Genomic DNA, 26,119 nt, shown 5'->3' with positions numbered 1-26,119 from the left:
CATCTCACCCAACTTGGCCAGCGTCGTTTTCCGGCCAGGAAAGTCCCCTCCCCAATAATAAATAACGAGGGCTGACAGCATGAGCGCATGGCTAAACACCGGCCTGCACGCCGGACACAAACAACTGCGCAACAGCGCAGTCGCGACCACGGTTCTCGCCCGCCATTGGCTCGATCCTCTGCTCGCTTCGCAGCCGATCAGGCCCGCCCTCCTGCACCGCCCACTCGCCTTCGAAAGATCATCCGGGCGGCAATAACCCCAGCACATCCGCATTCAGGTGGCGTCCCGCGTCGGGTCGCTGCCCGGGTACCCGTACGCCCCTCAAAAGGCCGAACGACAAAAACAACTAGAAAAACGGAGCCTCACCATGACGACTGACCATCCGAACCACGCCCAGACTTGTGTACGGGTCAGGGCCAACCCCAAGTTCCAGCGCCTGGCGCGTCAGCGCGCACTGCTGGCCTGGACACTGAGCGGCGCGGTCCTGGCGATTTATTACAGCTTCATCATGGTGGTGGCTTTCGCTCCCGCCTGGCTGCACCTGCCGCTGTATGACGGCAGCCACCTCAGCCTCGGCATGCCAATTGGCGTGACGATCATCCTGTTGTCCTGGCTACTCACCGCCTGGTACGTGCACAGCGCCAACACCCGCTTCGACGTGCTCAGCTCGCAGATCCTCCAGGAGTCCCGCGCATGAAACGCCTGTCCGCCCTTCTCGCTCTTTGCCCACTGCTGGCCAATGCCGACGCCATCACCGCAGAGAAGCAACCGCTCAACCTGCACGCCATCGGCATGTTTTTCGTCTTCGTCCTCGCCACGTTGCTGATCACCTGGTGGGCGGCCCGCCGCACCCGCTCCGCCGCCGATTTCTACAGCGCCGGTGGCGGTATCACCGGCTTTCAGAATGGACTGGCAATCGCCGGAGACTACATGTCGGCCGCCACTCTGCTGGGCCTGTCGAGCCTGGTCTTCGCCAAGGGTTACGACGGCTTCGTCTACATCATCGGCTTCTTTGTCGGCTGGCCGATCGTCACCTTCCTGATGGCCGAGCGCTTGCGCAATCTGGGCCGCTACACCTTCGCCGACATCGTCTCCTACCGCCTCGATCAAACCCGCGTGCGCAGCTTCGCCGCCCTCGGATCGCTGACCGTAGTGTGCTGCTATCTGGTGGTACAGATGGTCGGTGCCGGCCAACTGATCAAGCTGCTGTTCGGTCTCGACTACCGCACGGCGGTGGTGGTGGTCGGACTGTTGATGCTGGTCTACGTGATCTTCGGCGGCATGCTCGCCACCACATGGGTACAGATCACCAAGGCAGTCCTGCTGCTGGCGGGCGGCACCACCCTGGTGCTGATGGCCCTGAGTCGCTTCGACTTCAGTTTCGAGACGCTGGCGGCCCAGGCGGTGGCGGTGCATGCCAGCGGTGTGCAGATCATGGGCCCGGGCACCTTGCTGGCTGACCCGATCAACGCTGTGTCCCTATCCCTCGGCCTGGTCTTCGGCATTGCCGGCCTGCCGCACATCCTGATGCGCTTCTTCACTGTGCCGAATGCCAAGGAGGCACGTAAATCGGTGCTGTTCGCCACGGTGTTCATCGGTTTCTTCTTCCTGGTGGTCTGCGTCCTGGGCTATACCGCCATCGTCATCGTCGGCACGGATCCGCAGTACTACGTCGATGGCAAGCTCGGCGGGGCCATGATCGGCGGCGGCAACATGGTGGCCATGCACCTGGCGAAGGCGGTGGGCGGCAACCTGTTTCTCGGTTTCCTCTCTGCCGTGGCGTTCGCCACCATTCTCGCGGTGGTAGCTGGCCTGGCCCTGGCGGGGGCCTCGGCCATCTCCCATGACCTTTACGCGTCGGTATTTAAGAAAGGCAGCGCCGACGAGAAACAGGAAATGCGCGTGTCACGCATCGCCACCGTTTGCCTGGGCATCGTGGCGATTGCCCTCGGCATTCTGTTCGAGGGCCAGAACATCGCCTTCCTGGTCGGCCTGACGTTCGGCATCGCCGCCTCGGCGAATTTCCCGGTACTGATCATGTCCATGTACTGGGGCGGCCTGACCACCCGCGGCGCCCTCTATGGCGGCCTGACCGGCCTGGTCAGCGCCCTGGCCCTGGTGATCGGCTCGCCGTCGGTATGGGTCGGTGTACTGGGTCATGCCCAGGCGCTGTTCCCTTACGACCAGCCGGCGCTGTTCTCCATGCCACTGGCCTTCCTCGTCATAGTGGTCGCCTCCAGGCTTGACCGCAGCGAACGCGCCGACCGCGAACGCGCTGCCTATGCCGACCAGTTCGTCCGTGCCCAGACCGGCCTTGGAGCGGCCATGGCCAGCAGTCACTGACGCTGATTTTTCCGGGGCTGACGCCCCGAGCGCGAGTCCGCTCCTTTGCTTCGCGCTTTTTTACATCCGTCCTGCGCCGCTCGGCGCAGGACACCCCCAATAGCGCCCTTCCCTCGCCACTCCAAGTGGCGCGGGAGCGGCTCGTCGACAACAAAAAAACAACAGGCCTCCAATGAAACCTACCACCCTCACTCTGTTCCTGGCCAGCAGCGGCCTCGCTGCACAGGCACATGCCGACTTCCTGGCAGACAGCACGGCCAGGCTGGAGATGCGCAACTTCTACTTCAACCGCGACTTCCGCCAGGCTAATGCCGCCCAGTCCAAGCAAGAAGAATGGGCCCAGGGATTCCTGCTGCGCTACGAATCCGGCTATACCGACGGCACGGTCGGCTTCGGTATCGATGCCCTCGGCCAACTCGGGGTCAAGCTCGATTCCAGCCCCGATCGCGCCGGCTCTGGCCTGCTCAAGCGCGACAGCCAGCCACCCAGGCGCGCCAAGGACGAGTATGGCGAACTGGGCCTGACGGCCAAGTTCAAAGCGTCCAACAGCGTGCTCAAGCTCGGCACCCTGACCCCGAAGCTGCCGGTGCTGCTGGCCAATGATTCGCGCCTGTTGCCGCAAACATTCCGCGGTGGCCAGTTGAACGTTCAGGAGATCAAAGGCCTCAGCGTCGACGCGGGGCGCGTGGATCGGGTCAACCAGCGCGACTCCTCGGACTACGAGAAAATGACCATCACCACCACCGGCGCCAAGGGCATTGTCGGCGCCCAGGCCCGCAGCGACGCCTTCAATTTCGCCGGCCTGGCCTACCAGTGGAACGAGCGGCTGAACACGGGCTACAACTACGGCGGCCTGGACGACTTCTATCACCAGCACCAGTTCAGTCTGGTCCACGTCCTGCCGCTGGGCACAGGCCAGACGCTCAAGAGCGACCTGCGCTACGCCCGCTCCACCGACGATGGCCACAGCAACATCGACAACAATGCCTTCGGCGCCATGTTCACCTATGCCCTCGGCGGCCATGCCTTCGGTCTCGGTTACCAACGCATGAGCGGCGACACCGGCTTTGCCTACGTCAATGGCACCGACGCCTACCTGGTCAACTTTGTGCAGATCAACGATTTCGCCAACAAGGACGAGCGCTCCTGGCAGGCGCGCTACGACTACAACTTCGCGGCCCTCGGCGTTCCCGGCCTGACCTTCATGACCCGCTACCTATCCGGCGACAGCATCGACCTGGGCGCCGGCAAGCCCGACGGCCACGAATGGGAGCGCGACACCGACATCGGCTACGTGCTCCAGAGCGGCCCGCTGAAAAACCTCGGTCTCAAGTGGCGCAACGCTACGGTGCGCACCGCCCACTTCGGTAACGACCTCAACGAAAACCGCCTGATCCTCAGCTATACCCTGGCACTCTGGTAAGTCCCCGCACAAGGCGTGCGCGACCTGCATCGCTTGACGGTGCGGGCAGTGCACGCCTTGTGCATTTCTGTCGATTCAACGATGCAGCAGGCCCATGCTTTTTTGCACAACATACGGGATTTTTTGAGCATTCTTATTTGATTTATGCCTGCCTATACTCGATTCAACCACCTGGCCATGAACCCGGTCAGTCCCAATAAAAATAAATAGGGCACCCACCGTGAAGCTATCTTTGCTTGCCGTCGTCTCCCCACTTCCAGGTACCCGCGCGCTTCTTGGGGGCCTCCAATGAACAACCACTGCCAACCCTTCCTGGCCGCTCGTGATTTCCTGCTGGCCCACCGTACCGACTACGCCACCGCCGTACGTGACTTCCGCTGGCCGCAGTTGCACGAATTCAACTGGGCCCTGGATTACTTCGATGCCATGGCCGAGGGCAACCAGGCCAATGCCCTGTGGATCGTCGAAGAGGACGGCAGCGAACAACGCTACAGCTTCCAGCAACTGGCCGCGCGCTCCAACCAGGTGGCCAATCACCTGCGTGCCCTCGGCGTGCGCCGCGGCGAACGCATCCTGCTGATGCTCGGTAACGATGTCGCCCTGTGGGAAACCATGCTGGCCGCCTTCAAACTCGGCGCCGTGGTCATTCCCGCTACCGCTCTGCTGACCCCCGATGACCTGCGCGACCGCATCGAGCGTGGCCATGTTCGCCACCTGGTGGTCGGTAGCGCCCATGTCGACAAGTTCGACGGGCTGGGTGAAGACTGCAGCCGCATCTGCGTCGGCCCGTCCCCCGCCGGCTGGACCCCGCACAGCGCCGCCAGCGAGCATTCCGAGCAGTTCGAAACAGAGGGTCGCACACTGGCCACCGACCCGATGCTGCTGTACTTCACCTCCGGCACCACCTCCAAGCCGAAGATGGTGTTGCACAGTCACCAGAGTTACCCGGTCGGCCACCTCTCGACCATGTACTGGATTGGCCTGCAGCCGGGCGACCTGCACCTGAACATTTCGTCCCCGGGCTGGGCCAAGCACGCCTGGAGCTGCCTCTTTGCACCCTGGAATGCCGGTGCCTGCATCTTCATCCACAACACCGCACGCTTCAGCGCGCCAGCCCTGCTCGGCGTGCTCGAGCGCTATGGCGTCACCAGCCTGTGCGCGCCGCCTACCGTGTGGCGCATGCTGATCCAGGAAGACCTGGCCAGTTACAAGACTCGCCTGCGCCTGCGCGAACTGGTGGGCGCCGGTGAGCCGCTCAACCCGGAGATCATCGAGCAGATCCTGCATGCCTGGGGCCTGTTGCTGCGCGACGGCTTCGGCCAGTCGGAAACCACCGCACTGGTCGGCAACACGCCTGGCCAGCGGCTCAAGCCGGGCTCCATGGGCCGTCCGTTGCCGGGCTACCGGGTGACCATGCTCGATCCCGATGGCGTGCCGGGTAACGAAGGCGAAGTGGCCCTGCCGCTGGACGTACGCCCGCTCGGCCTGATGCTGTGCTACGAGGACAGCCCGGAAAAGACCGCCGAAGTGATGCGCGACGGCTACTACCGCACTGGTGACACCGCACAGATCGACGACGAGGGCTACATCACCTTCGTCGGCCGTGCCGATGATGTGTTCAAGGCCTCCGACTACCGCATCAGCCCCTTCGAACTGGAAAGCGCGCTGATCGAACACCCGGCGGTGATGGAAGTGGCCGTGGTGCCAAGCCCCGACCCCGTGCGCCTGGCAGTGCCCAAGGCCTATCTGATCCTGGCCCATGACGCACAGGGCAGTCACGAACTGGCCGGCAGCATCCTCGCGTTCGCCCGCGAGCACCTGGCGCCCTACAAGCGGGTACGGCGCATCGAATTTGTCAGCGAGCTGCCCAAGACCATCTCCGGAAAGATCCGCCGGGTGGAACTGCGGCAAATGGAAGTGCTACGTCGCCAGGGCGACGCACGTGGCCCGCAGGAATACTTCGAAGAAGACTTCCCGCAACTCAAAGGCTGACCCCCGGGGCCGGCATGCCGGCCCCTCCCCCGAATTCAAACCCGACCACTCGGCCAACCACGCCGAGGGGACTCATTCGACCCAACGAAAGCAGGCAGGACCCGTAAATGACCTCTTCCATCGTTCCCAGCGTCAAGCTTCTCATCAACGGCGAATTCGTCGAATCGCGCAGCACCCAGTGGCGCGACGTGGTCAACCCGGCCACCCAGGAAGTCCTGGCCCGTGTGCCCTTCGCCACCGCCGAGGAAATGAACGCCGCCGTGGCCAGCGCCAAACAAGCCTTCAAGACCTGGCGCAAGACCCCGATCGGTGCCCGTGCCCGTGTGTTCCTCAAGTACCAGCAGTTGATCCGCGAGAACATCAAGGAACTGGCCGCCCTGCTTACCGCCGAGCAGGGCAAGACCCTGCCGGATGCCGAAGGTGACGTGTTCCGCGGCCTGGAAGTGGTCGAGCACGCCGCCAGCATCGGCAATTTGCAGATGGGCGAACTGGCCAACAACGTGGCCAACGGCGTCGACACCTACACCCTGCTGCAGCCGCTGGGCGTGTGCGCCGGGATCACCCCGTTCAACTTCCCGGCGATGATCCCGCTGTGGATGTTCCCGATGGCCATTGCCACCGGCAACACCTTCGTCCTCAAGCCATCCGAGCAGGATCCGCTGGTGACCATGCGCCTGGTGGAACTGGCCCTGGAGGCCGGTGTGCCCAAGGGCGTGCTCAACGTCATCCACGGCGGCGTCGACGCGGTGAACCTGATCTGCGACCACCCGGACATCAAGGCCGTGTCCTTCGTCGGCTCGACCAAGGTCGGCACCCACGTCTACAACCGTGCCACCCAGAACGGCAAGCGCGCGCAGTGCATGATGGGCGCAAAAAACCATGCCATCGTCCTGCCTGATGCCAACAAACAACAGACCCTGAACAACCTGCTGGGCGCTTCCTTCGGCGCTGCCGGCCAGCGCTGCATGGCCCTGCCCGTGGTGATCCTGGTGGGTGAAGCGCAGACCTGGCTGCCGGACCTGATCGAACGAACCAAGACCCTCAAGATCAATGGCGGCACCGAGCCGGGCACCGACATCGGCCCGGTGATTTCCTGCGCCGCCCTGGAGCGCGTCAACGGCCTGATCGCCAGCGGCATCGAAGAAGGCGCGAAGCTTGAACTGGATGGACGCAACCCGAGCGTGCCGGGCTACCAGGACGGCAACTTCGTCGGCCCGACGATTTTCTCCGGCGTCACCGCGCAAATGTCGGTGTACCGCGAAGAGATCTTCGGCCCGGTGCTGTGCGTCATGCACGCCACCAACCTGGACGAGGCGATCGAGATCATCAACGCCAACCCGAACGGCAACGGCACTGCCCTGTTCACCCGCTCCGGCGCAGCCGCGCGGCACTTCCAGGAAGAGATCGACGTCGGCCAGGTCGGCATCAACGTACCAATCCCGGTACCGGTCCCGCTGTTCTCCTTCTCAGGTTCCCGCGCCTCCAAGCTGGGCGACCTGGGCCCGTACGGCAAGCAAGTGGTGACCTTCTACACCCAGACCAAGACGATCACCCAGCGCTGGTTCGACGAGGACGACACCGGCGGCGCGGTGAACACCACCATCACCCTGAAATGATCTTTGCCGGCCGGCGCCTTGCGTCGGCCGACGACAAGCGCGCGCAGGATTTCCTGCGCCACTGCCCCCTTTCGTAAAGGTAGCCAACATGCATATCGGATTTCTCGGCCTGGGCAACATGGGCGGCCCAATGGCTCGCAACCTGCTCAAGGCCGGCCACAGTTTGACCGTCTTCGATCCCTTCCCCCAGGCGGTCGCCGCCCTGGTGGAGGCCGGCGCCAGCGCCGCCGACTCACCCGCGGCCGTGGCCAAGGCCAGGGTTGAGGTGATCATCACCATGCTGCCGACCGCCGAGCACGTGAAGCAGGTCTATCGCGGCAAGGATGGCCTGCTGGCCAATATCGGCCCGGGCGTGCTGTTGATCGACAGTTCGACCATCGACCCGCTGAGCACCCGCGAGGTGGCCAAATACGCCCTTGCCCAAGGCAACCCGATGCTCGACGCGCCGGTATCCGGCGGCACCGGCGGTGCGGCGGCCGGCACCCTGACCTTTATGGTCGGCGGCCCGGACAGCGTGTTCGACCAGGCCTTGCCGATCCTCTCGGCCATGGGCAAGAACATTGTGCACTGCGGTGCAGCAGGCAACGGCCAGGTGGCCAAGATCGCCAACAACATGCTGCTCGGCATCTCCATGGTCGGCGTCGCCGAAGCCATGGCCCTGGGGGTGGCCCTCGGGATCGACGCCAAGGTGCTGGCCGGGATCATCAATACCTCCACCGGTCGCTGCTGGAGCTCGGAGGTCAACAACCCGTTCCCAGGCGTACTGGAAAACGCGCCGGCCTCACGGGGCTACAGCGGCGGCTTTGGCAGCGACCTGATGCTCAAGGACCTGGGCCTGGCCACTGAAGCGGCCCGGCATGCGCGCCAACCGGTCGCGCTCGGTGCCGTAGCCCAGCAGCTGTACCAGACCTTCAGCCTGCAAGGTAACGGCGGCCTGGACTTCTCCGCCATCATCAACCTGTTCCGCGGAGAAGCCTGAACATGAGCGAGCAGCAAGCCCCGGTGTTGGCCAGCGTACGCAACCGTGTCGGCCACCTGACACTGAATCGGCCAAGCGCGTTGAACACCCTGGACCTGCCCATGGTGCGTCTGCTCTGCCGGCACCTGTGGGCGTGGGAGCAGGACCCGGAGATCGTTGCCGTGACCCTTCGCGGCGCCGGTGAAAAGGCCTTCTGCGCCGGTGGCGACATCCGCATGCTGTACGACAGCTACAAGGCCGGCGACAACCTGCATGAGCTGTTCCTCGAGGAGGAGTACGCCCTGGACGAGTACCTGCACGGCTACACCAAGCCAGTGCTGGCGCTGCTCGATGGTTTTGTCCTCGGTGGCGGCATGGGCCTGGCCCAGGCCGCCTCGTTGCGGGTGATCACCGAACGCACGCGGATGGGCATGCCGGAAGTCGGCATCGGCTTTTTCCCCGATGTCGGCGGCAGCTATTTCCTGTCGCGCCTGCCAGGTGAACTGGGAACCTATCTGGGTATCACCGGCTGCCAGGTGCGTGCCGCCGATGCCCTCTATGCGAACCTTGCCGACTACTACCTGCCCAGCGAACGGCTGGCCGAGCTGGATGCCTGCCTCGACCACCTGAACTGGACCGCTGCGCCCGTCGAAGACTTGCAGGACCTGCTCGCCGACATGGCCACCGAGCGACTTGCCGGTTCCGAGCTCAAGGCCTGTCGCCAGGCGATCGACGAGTATTTCGCCTTGCCCGATGTCCCGGCCATTCACGCCGCGCTGCAGCGCGAACAACGCCCCGAGCTGCAAGACTGGGCCGAGCAGACGGTGAAGCTGCTCGACAGCCGCTCGCCATTGGCGATGGCCACGACGCTCGAGTTGTTGCGCCGTGGTCGTGACCTGAGCCTGGCCGAGTGCTTCGCCCTTGAGTTGCACCTGGACTACCAGTGGTTCGACAAGGGCGACCTGATGGAGGGTGTGCGCGCCCTGATCATCGACAAAGACAAGTGCCCACGCTGGAACCCGCCAACCCTGACAGAACTGGCACCTGCCCGGGTGCAAGCCTTCTTCAACGACTTTGAACGCGCCTCCGGCAAGCCCGTACGCACCGCCTGATCGGCAGGAGACTTTGCAATGCACGATATCGAACTGACCGAAGAACAACGCATGATCCGCGACATGGCGCGCGACTTCGCCCGAAGCGAAGTCGCGCCGCATGCCCAGGCCTGGGAGAAGGCCGGCTGGATCGATGACGCCGTGGTGGCGCAGATGGGCGAGCTGGGCCTGCTGGGCATGGTCGTGCCGGACACCTGGGGCGGCAGCTATACCGACTATGTGGCCTACGCCCTGGCCGTTGAAGAAATCTCGGCCGGCGACGGTGCCCTCGGCGCGCTGATGAGCATCCACAATTCGGTGGGCTGCGGCCCGCTGCTGAAATACGGCACCCCTGCGCAGCAGGACAGTTGGCTGCCGCTGCTGGTCACTGGTCAAGCGATCGGCTGCTTCTGCCTGACCGAGCCACAGGCCGGCTCCGAGGCGCACAACCTGCGTACCCGTGCCGAACTGCGCGACGGTCAGTGGATTCTCAACGGTGCCAAGCAGTTCGTCAGCAACGGGGAGCGGGCCAAGCTGGCCATTGTCTTCGCCGTCACTGATGCGCAACTGGGCAAGAAAGGGCTGTCGGCCTTCCTGGTCCCCACTGACAACGCCGGATTCGTGGTCGACCGACGCGAACACAAGATGGGCATCAAGGCCTCCGATACCTGCGCGGTGACCTTGAACAACTGCAGCATTCCCGAAGCCAACCTGCTGGGTGAACGCGGCAAAGGCCTGGCCATTGCCCTGTCGAACCTGGAAGGCGGCCGCATCGGCATCGCCGCCCAGGCCCTGGGCATCGCCCGCGCCGCCTTCGAGGCTGCCCTGGGCTATGCCCGCGAACGCGTCCAGTTCGGCAAGCCGATCATCGAACACCAAAGTGTGTCCAACCTGCTCGCCGACATGCACACCCGACTCAACGCCAGCCGCCTGATGGTTCTGCATGCCGCGCGCCTGAAAAGCGCCGGGCAACCGTGCCTGTCCGAAGCCTCCCAGGCCAAGCTGTTCGCCTCGGAAATGGCCGAACGCGTGTGCTCCAGCGCCCTGCAGATCCATGGCGGCTACGGCTACCTGGAAGATTACCCGGTGGAACGCTACTACCGAGACGCGCGCATCACCCAGATCTACGAAGGCTCCAGCGAAGTCCAGCGCCTGCTGATCGCCCGCGAACTGAGCCACTACGCACTCTGACCCCCTCGAGCCGGACGCCATTGCCGCCTCCGGCTTTCACCTGCCTTCCCTCTCGCGGAGTTGCCCATGCCCGGCTTGCGCAATATTTCCATTAGCCGACGTCTGTGGCTGATTTTGCTGACATCCATCCTGATGCTGCTGATTCTCGCCGGACTGATGCTCAAGCAGAGCCATGACGACCTTTATGCGGCCAAGGCGCTGAAAACCCGCCACGTGGTCGAGACCGCCAGCGGCATCCTGCGCCACTTCCAAAGCCTGGAAGGCCAGGGCCTCAGTCGTGAGCAGGCGCAGCAACAAGCCATCGCGGTCATGCGCGACTTGCGCTACGACCGTCAGGACTACTTCTGGCTCGAAGACCTCGACACACGCATGGTCATGCACCCCAATGCCAAGCTCGAGGGCAAGCGCATGGCCGGTACACTCGATCCGGACGGCAAGGCGCTGTTCGACGAAATGGTCGCCACCGCCAAACGCGATGGCGCCGGGCTGGTGCACTACCGCTGGCCCAAGCCGGGTTCCGACGCGCCGGTGGAGAAGGTTTCCTACGTCGAGTTGTTCAAGCCCTGGGGCTGGATTGTCGGCTCGGGCATCTACATCGACGACGTGCAGGTCGAGTTCCGCCGCCAACTGCTCCAGGCTTTTGTCATATTGCTGACGATCACCCTGATGCTCAGTGCGCTGATCCTGCTGATTGCCCGCAGCATCGCCTCGCCACTGGCGCGGGTGGTCGATGCCATGGAGAACATCGCCAGCGGCGAAGCCGATTTGACCCGCCATCTGGATAACCGCTGGCGCGATGAACTGACAGACTTGAGCCGCCATTTCAACGTGTTCACCAACAAGCTGCGTGGCGTAATCGGACAGTCCATGCAGTCCGCCGACAGCCTGGACCAGGCTTCGAAGTCGCTCGGTGAAATCGCCGCCGATAGCCAGAACCACAGCCAGCAGCAATCGCAGCAGATGGAGCTGGTCGCCACCGCCATCCATGAGGTCTCCTACGCCGTGCAGGAAGTGGCCAGGAACGCCGAGCACGCAGCCAACGAAGTTCGCCAGGCCGAAGAACAGGCACGCCGGGGCCAGAACAACATCGACAGCAGCCTGCTCCAGATCGACCAGTTGTCCGATACCATCGGCCAGGCCGTCGAGGTAATCCAGAGCCTGGCCCGGGAAAGCACCCAGATCGGCAGCGTGCTGGAAGTGATCCGCGCCATCGCCGAGCAGACCAACCTGCTCGCCCTGAACGCCGCCATCGAGGCGGCGCGCGCTGGCGAACAGGGTCGCGGCTTCGCGGTGGTGGCCGACGAAGTGCGCCTGCTGGCCCAGCGCACCCAGCAGTCCACCGCGCAAATCCAGGACATGATCGAGCGCCTGCACGGCAATTCGCAAGCCGCGGTGGATGTCATCAATGTCAGCAGCCAGGCCGCTCGACAAACCGTGGAGCAGGCCCACCAAACGGCTGAAAGCCTGCACCAGGTACTCGGCGCGCTGCGCAACGTCACTGAACTGAACGCCTCGATCGCCAGCGCCACCCTGGAGCAGTCACACGTGGTCGAAGACATCAACCAGAATGTGACCCGAGCAGCCTCTCTGGCCCACGAAAATGCTCAGGCAGCAGACCGTTCCAACGCGGCGAGCCAGGAACTGGGCCAACTGGCGGGTCAGCTCAATCGGCTGTTGGGGCAATTTCGCGTATGAGGTGGATGAGCAACATGCAGACTTCCGGATCCCTTTTTGCCATGCCTGTCGACGAAGCGCGCAACTCGCGCTACCTGGAAACGCGGCACAAGGCGGTCGAGCTGTTCGCCAGGCACGGTTTCAGCCGGGTCAGCATGCGCGACCTGGCCACTGGCCTGGGGATCACGGCCGGCTCCCTCTACAACCACATCGATAACAAAGAGGCACTGCTGTTTGAACTGATCGAGGAGCTCTACGAAGCGTTGCTTGATGGCGCCCGCCTGGTGACCCGGCGCAAATCCGCCCCCACTGCACGACTGCACGGCCTGCTCGAGGCGCACCTGCGGCTCCACGAGCGCATGGCCGCGCATTTCCGCCTGGCTGAGTACGACCTCCATTGTTTGAGCTGCGAACAGCAGGCCTCGATCCTGACCCTGCGCGGACGCTACGAGGAGCACCTGGTGGAGGCCATAGAGCAACTCACTGGTAAACCGGCTGGCGCCACCCTGCGCGCGACCATGAACGGCATCGTATCCCTGCTCAATCAGCTGCCGGCCTGGGTCGGGAAGCCCCAGGCCGGCATTGGAGCACGCCGCAAGCTGCTGCATGAGATGGTGATGAGCACGCTGCAGGGGGCATTGCGTGCAACTGAGGCCGCAGACCTTACACGCCCGGAAAAGCCAACGCTCCAGAGCTTATGAAGCATGCAGTGGCCAAGCGAAGCCTTGGCCATCAGCCCTATGACTTTGCAGCGACGGCACCCCTGCCGATCAGCCTGTGAACCGAACGAGCGCCGCCAAAAAAACTCTTTCGCCCCCCGGAAAAATCATTGCGAAACCCCCGCAGAAACGCTCACCAGTGCCTGGAGCGATCGGGCACAGGTGCACGTTGTCACGCCCGAGACTGATATGTTTATTTTCAGTTGTGTTGCATATAGATTTTTATTGTGTCATTTATAGCCTCGCCGATCACAGGACTGATCCACCGCGCCAACCCGGATGGCGGGCACCCGTTCCCCCAATGCCCTCCAGGGAGTCAACAATATGAACAAGACAGAACTTCTAGGTGCTCTGGCGCTATGCGCTTTCAGCTTTCTGGCACATGCCGACGAAGACAGCCTGCGTATCGGTATCGAAGCCGCCTACCCGCCCTTCTCCTTCAAGACACCGGAGGGCAACGTCAGCGGGTTCGATTACGACATCGGCAACGCCTTGTGCGAAGAAATGAAGGTCAAGTGCGAATGGGTCATTCAGGAGTTCGACGGCATGATCCCGTCGCTCAAAGTGCGCAAGATCGATGCCGTGCTGTCGTCGATGTCCATCACCGAAGACCGCATGAAGTCCGTGGACTTCAGCAAAAAGTACTACCACACGCCGGGCAAGTTCGCGATGAAGGCCGGCAATGTGATCAACGATCCTCTGGTCGACCTCAAGGGCAAGAATCTCGGCGTGCAACGCTCCTCGACCTACGATCGCTTTGCCACCGAGCAACTGGAAAAAGCCGGCGTCGTCGTGGTGCGCTACTCCTCGCAGAATGAAGCCTTCCTCGACCTCGCCTCGGGTCGCCTGGACGCCACCCTCGCCGACATCGTCAACACCGACGAGAGCTTCATCAAGACAGCGGCTGGCCAGGGTTTCGCATTGACCGGGCCCGACATCAACGATCCGAAATATTTTGGCCGGGGCGCCGGGATCGCCGTGCGCAAAGGCGACAGTGCCAACGTTGCGCGCCTGAGTGCCGCGATCGATGCCATTCGCGCCAACGGCAAGTACCAGCAAGTGATGGCCAGGTACTTCGCGTTCGATATCTACGGCGAGTAAGCCAGCCCCCTGAAACCTGACCCCGGCGCCGGCCCCTGCAGGCGTCTGCCGGGGCTTGTCCTGCGCGCCTCACGGCGCTCGCTTGAGGAACTTCATCATGCTCCACGGCTACGGATCGAGCATTCTCGATGGCGCCTGGCTGACCATCAACCTGGCCTTGACCTCCATGTCCCTGGCGATTGCCCTGGGCCTGATCGGTGCGGCCTTTCGCCTGTCGCCGCTCAAATGGCTGGCCCTGCTCGGGGAAAGCTACACCACCCTGATTCGCGGCATTCCAGACCTGGTGCTGATCCTGCTGATCTTCTACGGCGGCCAGGACCTGGTGAACCGCCTCGCCCTGGCGCTCGGTTACACCCGCTATATCGACATCAACCCCTACATCGCCGGCGTCTGCACCATGGGTTTCATTTTTGGCGCCTACCTCTCGGAAACCTTTCGCGGCGCCTTCATGGCGATCCCCAAAGGCCAGGCCGAAGCCGGCGTGGCCTATGGCATGGGCGGTGCGCAGGTGTTCTGGCGAATCCTGGTACCGCAGATGATTCGTTTCGCCATTCCCGGGTTCACCAACAACTGGTTGGTACTGACCAAATCCACCGCGCTGATCTCGGTGATCGGCTTGCAGGACATGATGTTCAAAGCCAAGAACGCAGCGGATGCCACACACGAGCCCTTCACGTTTTTCCTCGCGGTGGCGGCGCTGTACCTGATGCTCACCAGCCTGTCCTTGCTGGTGCTGCGCTATCTGGAAAAACACTATTCGGTCGGCATCAAAGCCGCCGAATTGTGAGGGGAGCCACCCATGATTCTCGACTACAACCTGATCTGGGAAAACCTGCCGCTGTACTTCAACGGCGCCTTGTTGACCCTCAAAGTCCTGCTGATTTCCCTGGCCCTGGGCCTGGTATTGGCGATTCCGCTGGCGCTGATGCGGGTCTCGCGATCGCCGCTGATCAACTTCCCGGCCTGGCTCTACACCTACGTGATTCGCGGCACGCCGATGCTGGTGCAGTTGTTCCTGATCTATTACGGCCTGGCGCAGTTCGAAGCGGTGCGCCAAAGCGCGCTCTGGCCTTACCTCTCCAGCGCCACCTTTTGTGCCTGCCTGGCCTTCGCGATCAACACCAGCGCCTACAGCGCAGAGCTGCTGGCCGGCAGCCTGAAGTCTACCAACCACGGCGAGATCGAAGCCGCCAGGGCCATGGGCATGTCCCGCCTGACCCTGTACCGGCGCATTCTCATGCCGTCGGCCTTGCGCCGGGCATTGCCGCAGTACAGCAACGAAGTGCTGATGATGCTGCAAACCACCAGCCTGGCCTCCATCGTCACCCTCGTCGACATCACCGGGGCCGCGCGAACTGTCAGCTCACGGTTCTACCTGCCGTTCGAGGCGTTTATCACCGCCGGCCTCATCTACCTCGCCCTGACCTTCATTCTGGTGCGTCTGTTCAAGCTGGCCGAGTGCCGCTGGCTGGCGTACCAGGCACCGCGCAAGCACTAAGGAGCTGACATGGAGCACATTCAATACCTGTTGCCGTGGAGTGCCTCGGGCACCGAACGCACGCTGTCGCTGTTCCGCTTTGGCAGTGGACCACGCAAGGCCTACATCCAGGCGTCGTTGCATGCCGACGAATTGCCGGGGATGCGCGTCGCCGTCGAACTCAAGCGCCGTCTGCTGGAACTGGAAACCCAAGGCCGCCTGACCGGGGTGATCGAGTTGGTGCCCATGGCCAACCCGATCGGTATCGCCCAAATGTTCCAGGCCACCCATCAGGGGCGCTTCGAGTTCTCCAGCGGCAAGAACTTCAATCGCGACTTCCCGGAGTTGGTCGATGCCGTTGCACCGCTGCTGGAAGGCAAACTGGCAGACGATGCCGACACCAACATCGCCCTGATCCGCCGCGCCATGGGCGATGCCCTCGCTGCCATGCCGGCACCGGCCTCGGAACTCGACGGCCTGCGCCGCCTGTTGCTGCAGCATGCCTGTGACGCCGATGTGGTGCTGGACCTGCACTGTGACTTCGAATCGATCATGTTGCTGTATGCGATGCCGCAACACTGGCCACGCTTGCAGTCCCTGGCCGCACGCCTCGGTGCGGAGGTCACGTTGCTGGCCGAAGGTGCCGGCGGCAGCGCCTTCGACGAAGCCTGCGCCATTGCCTGGCGGCGCCTGGCCGAGCGGTTTCCCGAAGCCAACATTCCCCTGGCATGCGCGGCCACCACCATCGAATTGCGCGGCATGGCCGACACCGGGCGCGAGCAATGCGTCGACAGTGCCCAAGCCATTCTCGGCTATCTCGCCGAACAGGGCCTGATCCGCGGTGACTGGCCAGCGGCACCGCCGAGCCGCTGCCAGGCCATGCCATTCGCCGGCGCCCAGTACGCCTGTGCGCCCCATCCCGGTGTGGTGAGCTTTCTGCAACCGCTGGGCGCGCAGGTCAAGGTCGGCGATCCGCTGTTCGAGGTCATCGACCCGCTGACCGACCGCCATAGCGTGGTCAGCGCCAGCACCGACGGCATTCTCTATGCCCGCGAACGCCTGCGTTTTGCCCAGCCCGGATTGTGGCTGGCCAAAGTGGCAGGCATCACCCCCATTCGCCAGGGTCGCTTGCTCAGCGACTGATTCCAGAGAGTTCAAACCATGTACAAACTTGAAGTTCAGGACCTGCACAAAAGCTACGGCGCCCACCAGGTGCTCAAGGGCGTGTCCCTGCAAGCGCAGGCCGGTGACGTGATCAGCATCATCGGCTCCAGCGGCTCCGGCAAGAGTACCTTCCTGCGCTGCATCAACCTGCTGGAGCAACCCAATGCAGGCAACATCGTGCTCAATGGCGAACCGCTCAAGCTGGTGACCAACAAACTTGGCGGGCTGAAAGCGGCCGAACCCAGGCAGTTGCAGCGCATGCGTTCGCAGCTGTCGATGGTGTTTCAACATTTCAACCTCTGGTCGCACATGAGCGCTCTGGAAAACGTCATGGAAGCCCCGGTGCATGTGCAGGGCCTGGGCAAGAAAGAGGCACGGGAAAAGGCCGAGCACTACCTGGACAAAGTCGGTGTGGCGCACCGCATGCACGCCTGGCCGGCGCACATGTCCGGTGGCGAGCAGCAGCGCGTGGCGATTGCCCGCGCACTGGCGATGGAACCGCAAGTGATGCTGTTTGATGAGCCGACGTCAGCCCTCGACCCCGAACTGGTCGGCGAAGTGCTCAAAGTCATGCAGGACCTGGCACAGGAAGGCCGCACCATGGTGGTGGTGACCCACGAAATGGGCTTTGCCCGCGAGGTTTCCAACCAACTGGTGTTCCTGCACAAGGGCGTTGTCGAAGAGCGCGGCGACCCGCGTGAGGTGCTGGTCAACCCGCAGTCCGAACGCCTGCGGCAGTTTCTGGCCGGGAGCCTGAAGTAAGACCGCCACCCACCCGTCCACTGCTCGGCGCTGCCCTGACCAGGCAGGCTTGGGATACACTCCGGCCAAACCTGTCAGGGCATCAGGCACAGCCCTTCTCTCACCTTCAGGAAACGTTGAGCCGGATATGCCAACCCCATCGAAAGACACCACTGTCTATGCCGCGCCGGTCATGCGCAAACTGACGGAAATCGTTTCCGAACTGCCACCGTCACTGCGCAAGGTGGCGGACTTCATCCTGCGTCACCCGCTCAAGGCCGCGACGCTGACCATCGAGGAGATGGCTCACGAAACATTGACCTCACCCGCCGCCGTCAACCGCCTGGCCAAAGCGCTGGACCTCGGAGGCTACAGCGGCATGAAGGCCGAGCTGGTCGCAACCTTGCAGCAGATGGTCTCGCCGGTGGACAAACTGCGCAACGAACTGGCCCATCGACCGGGCGGCGCGTTTGGCCTGCATGAACAACTGCAGAGCGCCAGCAGCAACCTGGCCACGGCGGTGACCAACAACCACGCCGACACCTTTGAAGCCTTCGTCACTCGCCTGACCACGGCACGCAAAATCTACATCCTGGGGTTCGGCATCAGTGTTTACTTCGCCGGCCTCGCCGCGTCGACCCTGATGCCCTTCTGTGCCGAAGCCACAGCCATCAGCATGGAGGGCGGCAACGAAAATGCCGCCTACCGCCTGGCCGCGATTACCGATCAGGACGTGTTGCTGGCGATCTCCCTGCCCCGCTACTCCCTCGACACCCTGCAACTGGCACGCTTCGCCAACGAACGCGGCGCATCGGTGCTGGCAATCACCGACTCACCCGCCTCGCCGCTCACCGGCATTGCCGAGCACACGCTGTTTGCCCCATGCGACCACCCGGTGCTGACCAGCTCCAACATCGCCGTACTGGCCCTGATCGAAGGCCTGGTCGCCGGCGTGATGGCGCGTAATAAGGAAGCGGTCAAACTGGCCACCGAACTGACTGAAAGCGTGATGTCGTACCTGCACGCTCCAGACAGCGGTAAACCCGCGAAGAAGTGATTGCGTTGTGGTTTTGCCTTGCAAACCCGGGCCGTCACTGACAGCCATGGGTTGAATCCACAGTGGTTTTCTGCCTCTTGCGACGGGCAGAAAACGGCCAGAAGGGGACATTGAAGATTGGCCGATAACGGGCGGTGCTTAATGTAGTTCGCGGGTACTGGATACCGGGAGTGAACAGCATGGGCAGTGGCTTAGCTCTCAGGTCAAGCCGATAAGCACTCTCCACTTGCTTCAACAAGCCTTGGTCCCTCAGGCCCTCTGCAAAGCACACGGCTGCACGCATCGGCCCGACAGCGTGCGAACTGGAAGGACCGATGCCAACTTTTAACAGATCAAAAACACTCCAGCGGCAAACTTATTCCGTAGCTAACGCTGGTGGATGATCAGGCTTTGTAGACCGGAAAGCGTTCGCACAGCTCTGAAACGTGGCGAGCGATGCGGGCCTCTACGTCGGCATCACCGAGTTTATCGAGGATGTCGCAGATCCAGCTGGCAAGGACACTGCATTCTGGCTCCTGGAATCCACGCGTAGTCACCGCAGGAGTTCCTATGCGCAGGCCGGAAGTAACGAAAGGCGACTGTGGGTCGTTCGGCACGGCATTTTTGTTCACGGTAATGTGAGCCCGACCTAAGGCGGCGTCAGCATCCTTGCCCGTTAGGCGCTGGCGGATCAGACTGACAAGGAACAGATGGTTGTCGGTTCCACCCGAAACCACGTCGTAACCTCGGTGGATGAATACGTTTGCCATCGTCCTGGCGTTTTTGATGACCTGTTGTTGATAGGCTTTAAAGCCTGGCTCCAGCGCTTCCTTGAAACACACAGCCTTGGCGGCGATCACATGCATCAATGGGCCACCCTGCCCACCTGGAAAGACTGCGGCGTTAAGTTTTCGCTCAAGGTCTTCATTACCTTTGGCGAGAATCAAGCCACCACGGGGGCCGCGCAGCGTCTTATGAGTGGTAGTCGTGACCACATGCGCATAGGGAAGCGGATTCGGATACAGCCCTGCCGCTACCAATCCGGCCACGTGGGCCATATCGACGAACAGGTAGGCGCCGACCTTATCGGCGATGGCGCGAAACCGCGGAAAATCCAGGGTTTTCGAGTAAGCGGAAAACCCGGCGATGATCATCTCCGGCTGATGTTCGACCGCCAGTCGCTCCACCTCGTCGTAATCAATCAATCCCGTGACGGTATCGATACCGTATTGCACCGAGTTGTAGAGCTTGCCGGAGAAACTGACTTTGGCACCATGGGTCAAATGCCCACCGTGGGCCAGGCTCATCCCCAATACGGTGTCACCCGGCTGGAGGAGCGCCAAGTAAACAGCGGCGTTGGCCTGACTACCTGAGTGCGGCTGAACGTTGGCGTAATCTGCACCAAACAGTTCCTTGGCTCTGTCGATCGCCAACTGCTCAACCTTGTCGACGTGCTCGCAGCCGCCGTAGTAACGCTTGCCTGGGTAACCTTCAGCATACTTGTTGGTCAGCCCGCAGCCTTGGGCTTCCATCACACGCTGACTGGTGTAGTTTTCTGAAGCAATAAGCTCGATGTGCTGTTCCTGACGGCGCTCTTCGGCATCAATCGCACTTAGCAGTTCATCATCGTAGCCCTGGATCTGGTCTTGCTGGCTGAACATTGTTTATCTCTCCTTCAACTTTTATTTTTGTTCGGATCAGGAAATCCAGCGCGCAGAAACGCTTCCAACAGCGAACGTGAACGCGCTGGATGAACGACTTGGGAATGTTTTTAGTTGATCAGCTCGTATAGGCCGTAAAAGCATTGACGCCTGCTTGCGCCACAATTTCATCCTGATCGGGAGTACCGGAACTGCACCCTACCCCACCCACGATAAACTCTTGCATGAAGAGCGGCAGCCCGCCGGCGACAATGGAAAAGCGACCCTGGTTGCTGGTATTGATGCCGAAGGCCGGTTTGCCTGGCACGCTGATGTCGCCATAGGCGCGCGTCGATTTACGTGCGGCCGCAGCCGTGAAGGATTTGCTGATGGCAATGTCGATACTGGTGATCCGCGCATTGTCCATGCGCTGAAACATGATCAGATGTCCCGCGTCATCGGTAATGGCGATGTCCATATCAACTGCCAGTTCCTTGGCTTTCGCAAGGCAAGCTTGCATGATGTGCTGAGCATCAGCCATTGTCAGTCTGGGTACCATTTTCATTGTCTTCGACCTCAGATTTGATGAATTAAAACCACTCCAACCCTATGTGTTTAAAACTCCAGAATTCTCTTCTTGGTTTTTACTTCTGCACGTCCTCGCTCAATCTCTGCAAAGAACTCAGGCAGTGACGTCGACAGCGCGGACAGGATCTTGCCCAGCGTATTAACCCCAGGACTTGCTTGATTCTTTTCTATGACTGATATGGAGCTATGGGTAACCCGTGCTTTTTCGGCGAGCTTGCGCTGTGTAAGGCCCTGTCGAAGACGTATTGATTTGAGCGTTTGCGCCATCACAAAATCATCCGCCTCAGCGGCTTGCAGGGTCAGCACGTCGCTGGCGACAAGGACAGGTTTTTGCTCGGCAGGCATGTCCCGCTCGAACTCAAGCCAGGTGGCTTTATAGGTCTTACCGGTGACGGGATGCACTCCATCCGGGGCGAGCACAGCAAGCGGCATCATCACGTAAGGTCTATCGATGAGATCCGACCTTGGGAGCACCCCATGCTCGTAAACACCCACAAAATCCCCGTACAGCAAAATATCGATATCCACCGGCAAGACGATTCGAGGAGCCAGTACCCGTGCGTACCTGGCCTCAAAACGCTTTAGAACATCACTCAACTGGTCCAGTGTTAGATCAGTGCGACCGGAAAGAACAACGTTAAAAAAATCGTCGCCCACGCAGCCGGCAGCCACGGAGGAATAGACCGGGGAGCACTGAACATCCACTAGCAATGCGGCCAGGAAGTCCCACGCCAGCCCCAAATGATGATCTCGGTCCTGGTTACTCCCTAGCCCGAGGTAAATCAAAGTCGACATGGCGTTGGACTCCTGAGAAGGCTGTAAAGGCAAAGGTTTACTTTGTCAGCCAGGCATTGAAGCGTTCATTGAGTTCGTCGGCGTGGTCCCCCCACCACTCGGCATTCATTTGTAATGCTGTCTTGAAGTTTTCCGGGGAGGTCGGCAGATGCGGTTTCATCTCCTCGCTGACCAGGGCTTGCGAAGATTTACGCGTCGGGCCATAGGCGATGTATTTGCTTTGCTCAGCCAGCACCGGGGTGCTCGTGGCGAACTTGAGGAACTCCATGGCCCGCGCTTTGTTCTTGCTGCCGGCCGGCACAGCCCACACATCCATGTCGTACAGCTGACCGTCCCAGATAATCTTGAACGGTTGCTTCTCTTGGGTCTGGGCCGTCCAGATACGTCCATTCCATGCCGAGGTCATTACGACCTGGCCGTCCGCAAGCAATTGCGGCGGCTGGGCACCCGCTTCCCACCAGATCACCTGACTCTTGATCGAGTCGAGTTTGGCGAAAGCCCGCTCGATACCTGCCTCGGTTTCCAGGGTGGAATACACTTCATTACGAGGCACCCCATCGGATAGCAGTGCCCACTCCAACGTGCCCTGAGGCGCCTTGCGCAACCCACGCTTACCAGGGAATTTGTTCAGGTCGAAGAAATCCTTAAGCGTTGTGGGTTGCTCCCCTTTGAATGCGTTGACGTTGTAAGCGACCGCCGTCGACCAAATGATGTTTGCCACCGCACAGTCGGTGACGGCGCCGGAGATGAAGTCCACGTCAACCGGGGCGCCGCCCGTCCCCGCTTCCAGGTCCTTGCTCGGGTTGATACGTTCGAACAGCCCCGCATTGCACGCCCGAACGGCATCCGGTAATTCCATGTCGACAACGTCCCAGGTGACGTTTTTGGTATCGACTTGAGCCTTGAGCTGAGCGATGCCACCGGAGTAATCCTCCAGCGTGGTTTTCACTCCGGTTTTCTCGCTGAATGGCTTGATCGCTGCCTTGGTCTGGGCAGCAGCCAATGAGCCACCGTACGTGACAATCGTCAGATTCTCTTGCGCCATCGCAGACACACACGCGAGGCTTGTTACCGCGCATATCAACATCTTTTTCATAACTGCTTCCCTAGATCTCAGATCAATTAGTGATTCCACGAACGCGGAGTGAACGACGGCGCAGGACTTCGATAGACAGCAACAGCAGGACAGACAAAATGATCAGCAACGTTGCAGCGGCGAGAATCGTGGGACTGATCTGCTCACGCATTCCGGACCACATCTGACGAGGGATGGTGCGCTGCTCGACCCCACCCAAAAACTGAACGATCACCGCCTCATCGAACGAAGTGATGAATGCGAACAGCCCGCCTGAAATGATGCCGGGGCGAATGAGGGGAAACGTCACGTTGAAAAACGTATAGGTCGCCGATGCCCCCATGCTGGCGGCGGCACGGGTCAGTGAATGATCGAACCCCACGAGCATTGCGGTGACGGTCAGAATCACGAAAGGCGTACCCAGCACAGCGTGTGACAGGATCAGCGCGAGCAGGCTCTGGCCAATCCCCAACTTGCTGTAAAAGAAGTACATGCCAGCGGCTGAAATAATCACTGGGACGATCATCGGCGAAATCAGAATGCCGGTGAGCAGGCGTTTGTACGGCAGGTCAGAGCGGCTCAGCCCAATGGATGCAAGCGTACCGAGCGCGGTGGCAATCACGGTCGCACCACACGCCACCAGGAAGCTGTTCTTGATAGACAGCACCCAAAGCGGGTCATTGATCAACTGGTGATACCAGCGCATCGAAAATGCCTCCGGCCTCAAATGAAGCATGTCCGACGTGAAGCTGAAATACGGTTCGACGTTAAAGGACAAAGGGATGATTACCAGAATCGGCACCACCAGAAACAGCAGCACGAGCAGGGCAAATCCGCGCACGGTGAAAAACCAGCAGCGTTCGAAAGGTCCGATGTAATTTGGAAGGCTCATGGCTCACCCCAACTTCATATTGGTAATGCCTACGAACCGGTCGTAGACCCAGTACATCAGCAGCACTACCACCAGAAGCAGGCTGGCAATTGCCGAGGCCAGACCCCAGTTCAAGGACGTCTGCATGTGATAAGCGATGAAGTTGCTGATCATCTGGCCGGTTCGGCCACCCACAAGTGCAGGCGTGATGTAGTAACCAACCGCGAGAATGAAGACCAGAATCCCCCCTGCACTGACGCCCGGCAGGGAAAGCGGAAAGTAGATCTTGAAAAAGGTACGCATGGAGCTGGCGCCCATGGAGTGCGCGGCACGGATGTAGGTCTGGTCGACACCGCGCATGACGCTGTAAAGCGGCAGCACCATGAACGGCAGCAGAATATGCGTCATGGCGATGATCGTGCCGTATAGGTTGTACATCAGATCGAGCGGCTGATTGATGATGCCGAGACTGCGAAGGACGTCGTTGAAAACGCCGTTTGACTGGAGAATCACGATCCAGGCGCTGGTCCGGACCAGCAGCGATGTCCAGAACGGCAGTAGCACGAGGATCATCAGCAAGTTGCTGAAGCGGTCCGGCAAGCTGGCCAGGAAGTACGCCAGCGGATAGCCCAGCAGAAAGCAGATGAAAGTGATCGCGACACTGACCGCAAGCGTCTTCAGCAGGTTGCCGACATAGATCTGCCTGCTTTCCGGTTGCTGGACGATGTCGCCGTTATCGTCGTATTGACGATCCACCGCCGCCAGGTAATGCACTGCGGAAATCGAGGGCGCCATTACCTTGAGCTGCGACCACGTCGCGGTTTCACCCCAGCGTTTGTCGATGCTGATCATTAGCGGCTTGAATTCGGTGATCCCAGCCTGACTCTGTTTTTCCAGACCTCTCGCCGTCTTGTTCAACAGCAGCTTCATGCCGCTTTGCACGCGATTCAAGTCAGTCCCAACCCGATCCAGGTTCTGCGATTTGAGCAGGGAGAGAATATCGTTGCCGAGAACTGCAAACGTCTTCTCTTCAGGCAGTGCCTGCCGATCCCATTGCTTCAACTCAACCGCACTGTTCGGCATGTAGTCTGCGAGCGTGCCGTTTTGCACGCTACGCATCAGCATGTCGCCAATAGGCATGAGAAAAAACACGGCGATAAACGCAAGCAGTGGTAACACCAGGAGCACGGACTTGAACTTGTTCCGACGCTCGGCCTTGTCCAGGCTTTCCTTTATTGACTGGCCAACCTTCGGCTGCACAAACAGCCGATCCGCAGGCCCTTCAGACATTACAGGGCGATTCATGGAGTGATCTCCGTGTGAGCGGTGACGAAAGTTAGATAACGGTGTTGAGCGCTCGACAGTCGTCAGCACGCCACCCTACGGTCACCAGGGCGCCGGGAGTCGGCGTCGACTGGTTGACGCCGTTGACCACTTTGACGATGAAGTCATCCTGGTCCGCGACGCTCAACCGCAGACGCAGATGGTCCCCGTGATAGATCAGCTCTTGAATTTTTGCCGGTAGCCGGTTGTCGCATTGACCCTCGGTTGGATCGAGGTAGACGCGCTCCGGACGAATCGACAAGGTGGTTTTCGTGCCACGGGCGGTACTCGCGGATTTCGCCGCAACGGCCTTCACTCGAAGGTTGCCGATTTGCACTTGGCAGTAATCCCCGTCGCGCTCGATGACCTCCCCCGTCAGCCGGTTGTTTTCACCGATGAAGCTGGCAACGAAGGCGGTCTCGGGTTTCTCGTACAGGTCGGACGGATTGGCCAGTTGCTGAACCACACCATCGTTGAACACCGCAATGCGATCGGACATGGTCAGTGCTTCAGTCTGATCGTGGGTGACGTAAACAACGGTAATGCCCAGTTGCTTGGAAAGGCGCTTGATCTCGTACTGCATTTGCTCGCGCAGTTGTTTATCGAGCGCGCCGAGCGGCTCGTCCATGAGCACCAGGCGAGGTTCAAAAATCAGCGCCCGAGCCAGGGCCACTCGTTGTTTCTGCCCACCGGACAGTTGTGCCGGCATGCGATTGCCCAGCGGGCCCATGGCGACCATGTCCAGGGACTTCTTGACTTTGCCCTGGATGTCGCTTGAAGACAGGCCGCGAACCTTGAGCGGAAAAGCCAGGTTCTCAGCAATGGTCATGTGCGGGAACAAGGCATAGTTTTGAAAGACCATGCCGATACCCCGCTTCTGTGGCGAGATGTCGTTGACCGGCAGGCGGTCGATGGAGATTTCCCCGTGAGTGACGGTTTCAAAACCCGCCAGCATCATCAGGCACGTTGTCTTTCCAGAGCCGGACGGCCCAAGCATGGTGATGAATTCGCCACGCTGAATATCCAGATTGAAGTTTTTGACCACGAGGTTTTCGCCGTCGTAGCTCTTCTGCACATTGCGAAAACTCACAAAGGATTCTGTTTGCATGTGAACACCCTTCTGCAATTCTTTGATCAGCTAAGTGCGAAGCCGTCCTAAACGGCGCTCACACGGTTTCTCTTGTTCGCGTGGACTCAGGACAGCCATCAATCAGGCGTACGGACGCCCGTGTCTGTTGGTCAACGCGGCAAACTCAAGAGGAATCTTTCGGCAGAAAAGGCTCAGGGCGAGCCCGGAATCG

The 26,119-nt window shown here is 61.0% G+C and carries 23 protein-coding genes and 1 pseudogene; 16 read left to right on the top strand and 8 right to left on the bottom strand.

Going from position 1 to position 26,119, the window contains the following annotated elements; all coding sequences use genetic code 11:
• Window positions 1-367 precede the first annotated feature (367 nt).
• The 16 genes from PMI26_RS05910 to PMI26_RS05985 all read left to right on the top strand — a co-directional run bounded on the left by PMI26_RS05910 (window position 368) and on the right by PMI26_RS05985 (window position 18,547).
• Entirely contained in the window at window positions 368-697 is a 330-nt protein-coding gene (locus PMI26_RS05910; RefSeq protein ID WP_007978282.1) for a DUF485 domain-containing protein, read from the top strand.
• The gene (locus PMI26_RS05915) at window positions 694-2,343 is read left to right on the top strand and encodes a cation acetate symporter (RefSeq protein ID WP_007978280.1); all 1,650 of its coding nucleotides are present in this window, start codon (window positions 694-696) and stop codon (window positions 2,341-2,343) included. The genes PMI26_RS05910 and PMI26_RS05915 overlap by 4 nt, the downstream gene beginning before the upstream one ends.
• Window positions 2,344-2,515: 172 nt before the next feature.
• Window positions 2,516-3,766 carry an OprD family porin gene (locus PMI26_RS05920; RefSeq protein WP_007978278.1) on the top strand — a complete coding sequence of 417 codons (1,251 nt, stop codon included), beginning with the start codon at window positions 2,516-2,518 and terminating at the stop codon, window positions 3,764-3,766.
• 288 nt (window positions 3,767-4,054) lie between these two features.
• On the top strand, window positions 4,055-5,758 hold the full coding sequence (locus PMI26_RS05925; protein ID WP_007978277.1) for an AMP-binding protein: 1,704 nt from the start codon (window positions 4,055-4,057) through the stop codon (window positions 5,756-5,758).
• Window positions 5,759-5,865: 107 nt separating this feature from the next.
• Window positions 5,866-7,374, top strand: a complete 1,509-nt coding sequence (locus PMI26_RS05930; RefSeq protein WP_007978275.1) for a CoA-acylating methylmalonate-semialdehyde dehydrogenase — start codon at window positions 5,866-5,868, stop codon at window positions 7,372-7,374.
• An 88-nt stretch (window positions 7,375-7,462) separates the two neighbouring features.
• Window positions 7,463-8,353, top strand: a complete 891-nt coding sequence (mmsB, locus tag PMI26_RS05935) for a 3-hydroxyisobutyrate dehydrogenase (RefSeq protein WP_007978273.1) — start codon at window positions 7,463-7,465, stop codon at window positions 8,351-8,353.
• Window positions 8,354-8,355: 2 nt separating this feature from the next.
• Window positions 8,356-9,444 (top strand): enoyl-CoA hydratase/isomerase family protein, encoded by a 1,089-nt coding sequence (locus PMI26_RS05940; protein WP_007978271.1) that lies wholly within the window; start codon window positions 8,356-8,358, stop codon window positions 9,442-9,444.
• 18 nt (window positions 9,445-9,462) lie between these two features.
• Window positions 9,463-10,614 carry an acyl-CoA dehydrogenase family protein gene (locus tag PMI26_RS05945; RefSeq protein ID WP_007978269.1) on the top strand — a complete coding sequence of 384 codons (1,152 nt, stop codon included), beginning with the start codon at window positions 9,463-9,465 and terminating at the stop codon, window positions 10,612-10,614.
• Window positions 10,615-10,680: 66 nt separating this feature from the next.
• Window positions 10,681-12,309, top strand: a complete 1,629-nt coding sequence (locus tag PMI26_RS05950; RefSeq protein WP_007978267.1) for a methyl-accepting chemotaxis protein — start codon at window positions 10,681-10,683, stop codon at window positions 12,307-12,309.
• Window positions 12,306-12,989 carry a TetR/AcrR family transcriptional regulator gene (locus tag PMI26_RS05955; RefSeq protein WP_007978265.1) on the top strand — a complete coding sequence of 228 codons (684 nt, stop codon included), beginning with the start codon at window positions 12,306-12,308 and terminating at the stop codon, window positions 12,987-12,989. Before PMI26_RS05950 ends, PMI26_RS05955 begins: the two co-directional genes overlap by 4 nt.
• Before the next feature lie 342 nt (window positions 12,990-13,331).
• Complete coding sequence (locus PMI26_RS05960) at window positions 13,332-14,108, top strand: ABC transporter substrate-binding protein (RefSeq protein ID WP_007978262.1); 777 nt, start codon at window positions 13,332-13,334, stop codon at window positions 14,106-14,108.
• A gap of 97 nt (window positions 14,109-14,205) precedes the next feature.
• On the top strand, window positions 14,206-14,895 hold the full coding sequence (locus tag PMI26_RS05965; RefSeq protein ID WP_007978261.1) for an ABC transporter permease: 690 nt from the start codon (window positions 14,206-14,208) through the stop codon (window positions 14,893-14,895).
• Window positions 14,896-14,907: 12 nt separating this feature from the next.
• Window positions 14,908-15,606 (top strand): ABC transporter permease, encoded by a 699-nt coding sequence (locus PMI26_RS05970; RefSeq protein ID WP_007978259.1) that lies wholly within the window; start codon window positions 14,908-14,910, stop codon window positions 15,604-15,606.
• A 9-nt stretch (window positions 15,607-15,615) separates the two neighbouring features.
• The gene (locus PMI26_RS05975) at window positions 15,616-16,728 is read left to right on the top strand and encodes a succinylglutamate desuccinylase/aspartoacylase family protein (protein ID WP_007978257.1); all 1,113 of its coding nucleotides are present in this window, start codon (window positions 15,616-15,618) and stop codon (window positions 16,726-16,728) included.
• 18 nt (window positions 16,729-16,746) lie between these two features.
• A complete protein-coding gene (locus PMI26_RS05980; RefSeq protein ID WP_007978255.1) occupies window positions 16,747-17,511 on the top strand; it encodes an ABC transporter ATP-binding protein in 765 nt (254 codons plus the stop codon).
• Between the two features lie 127 nt (window positions 17,512-17,638).
• Complete coding sequence (locus tag PMI26_RS05985; protein WP_007978254.1) at window positions 17,639-18,547, top strand: MurR/RpiR family transcriptional regulator; 909 nt, start codon at window positions 17,639-17,641, stop codon at window positions 18,545-18,547.
• Window positions 18,548-18,770: 223 nt separating this feature from the next.
• Here PMI26_RS05985 and PMI26_RS30885 read toward each other — a convergent pair.
• From PMI26_RS30885 to PMI26_RS06015, 8 genes and pseudogenes are all read right to left on the bottom strand, one after another.
• Window positions 18,771-18,878: pseudogene (locus tag PMI26_RS30885) on the bottom strand (serine dehydratase beta chain); the annotation flags it as partial.
• Between the two features lie 52 nt (window positions 18,879-18,930).
• On the bottom strand, window positions 18,931-20,187 hold the full coding sequence (gene glyA, locus PMI26_RS05990) for a serine hydroxymethyltransferase (RefSeq protein ID WP_007978251.1): 1,257 nt from the start codon (window positions 20,185-20,187) through the stop codon (window positions 18,931-18,933).
• Window positions 20,188-20,305: 118 nt separating this feature from the next.
• The gene (locus tag PMI26_RS05995; protein WP_007978249.1) at window positions 20,306-20,731 is read right to left on the bottom strand and encodes a GlcG/HbpS family heme-binding protein; all 426 of its coding nucleotides are present in this window, start codon (window positions 20,729-20,731) and stop codon (window positions 20,306-20,308) included.
• A gap of 50 nt (window positions 20,732-20,781) precedes the next feature.
• Window positions 20,782-21,549 carry a 2-amino-4-hydroxy-6-hydroxymethyldihydropteridine diphosphokinase gene (folK, locus tag PMI26_RS30145; RefSeq protein WP_007978246.1) on the bottom strand — a complete coding sequence of 256 codons (768 nt, stop codon included), beginning with the start codon at window positions 21,547-21,549 and terminating at the stop codon, window positions 20,782-20,784.
• Between the two features lie 37 nt (window positions 21,550-21,586).
• A complete protein-coding gene (locus PMI26_RS06000) occupies window positions 21,587-22,645 on the bottom strand; it encodes an ABC transporter substrate-binding protein (RefSeq protein ID WP_007978244.1) in 1,059 nt (352 codons plus the stop codon).
• Between the two features lie 22 nt (window positions 22,646-22,667).
• A complete protein-coding gene (locus PMI26_RS06005) occupies window positions 22,668-23,516 on the bottom strand; it encodes an ABC transporter permease (protein WP_007978242.1) in 849 nt (282 codons plus the stop codon).
• Between the two features lie 3 nt (window positions 23,517-23,519).
• Window positions 23,520-24,869 carry an ABC transporter permease gene (locus PMI26_RS06010; protein WP_202949424.1) on the bottom strand — a complete coding sequence of 450 codons (1,350 nt, stop codon included), beginning with the start codon at window positions 24,867-24,869 and terminating at the stop codon, window positions 23,520-23,522.
• Entirely contained in the window at window positions 24,832-25,926 is a 1,095-nt protein-coding gene (locus PMI26_RS06015; protein WP_007978237.1) for an ABC transporter ATP-binding protein, read from the bottom strand. The genes PMI26_RS06010 and PMI26_RS06015 overlap by 38 nt, the downstream gene beginning before the upstream one ends.
• Between the last annotated feature and the right edge of the window lie 193 nt (window positions 25,927-26,119).

Source organism: Pseudomonas sp. GM33, from assembly GCF_000282295.1.
Classification (GTDB): domain Bacteria; phylum Pseudomonadota; class Gammaproteobacteria; order Pseudomonadales; family Pseudomonadaceae; genus Aquipseudomonas; species Aquipseudomonas laurylsulfatiphila.
This window is presented reverse-complemented; position numbering and strand designations above follow the sequence as displayed.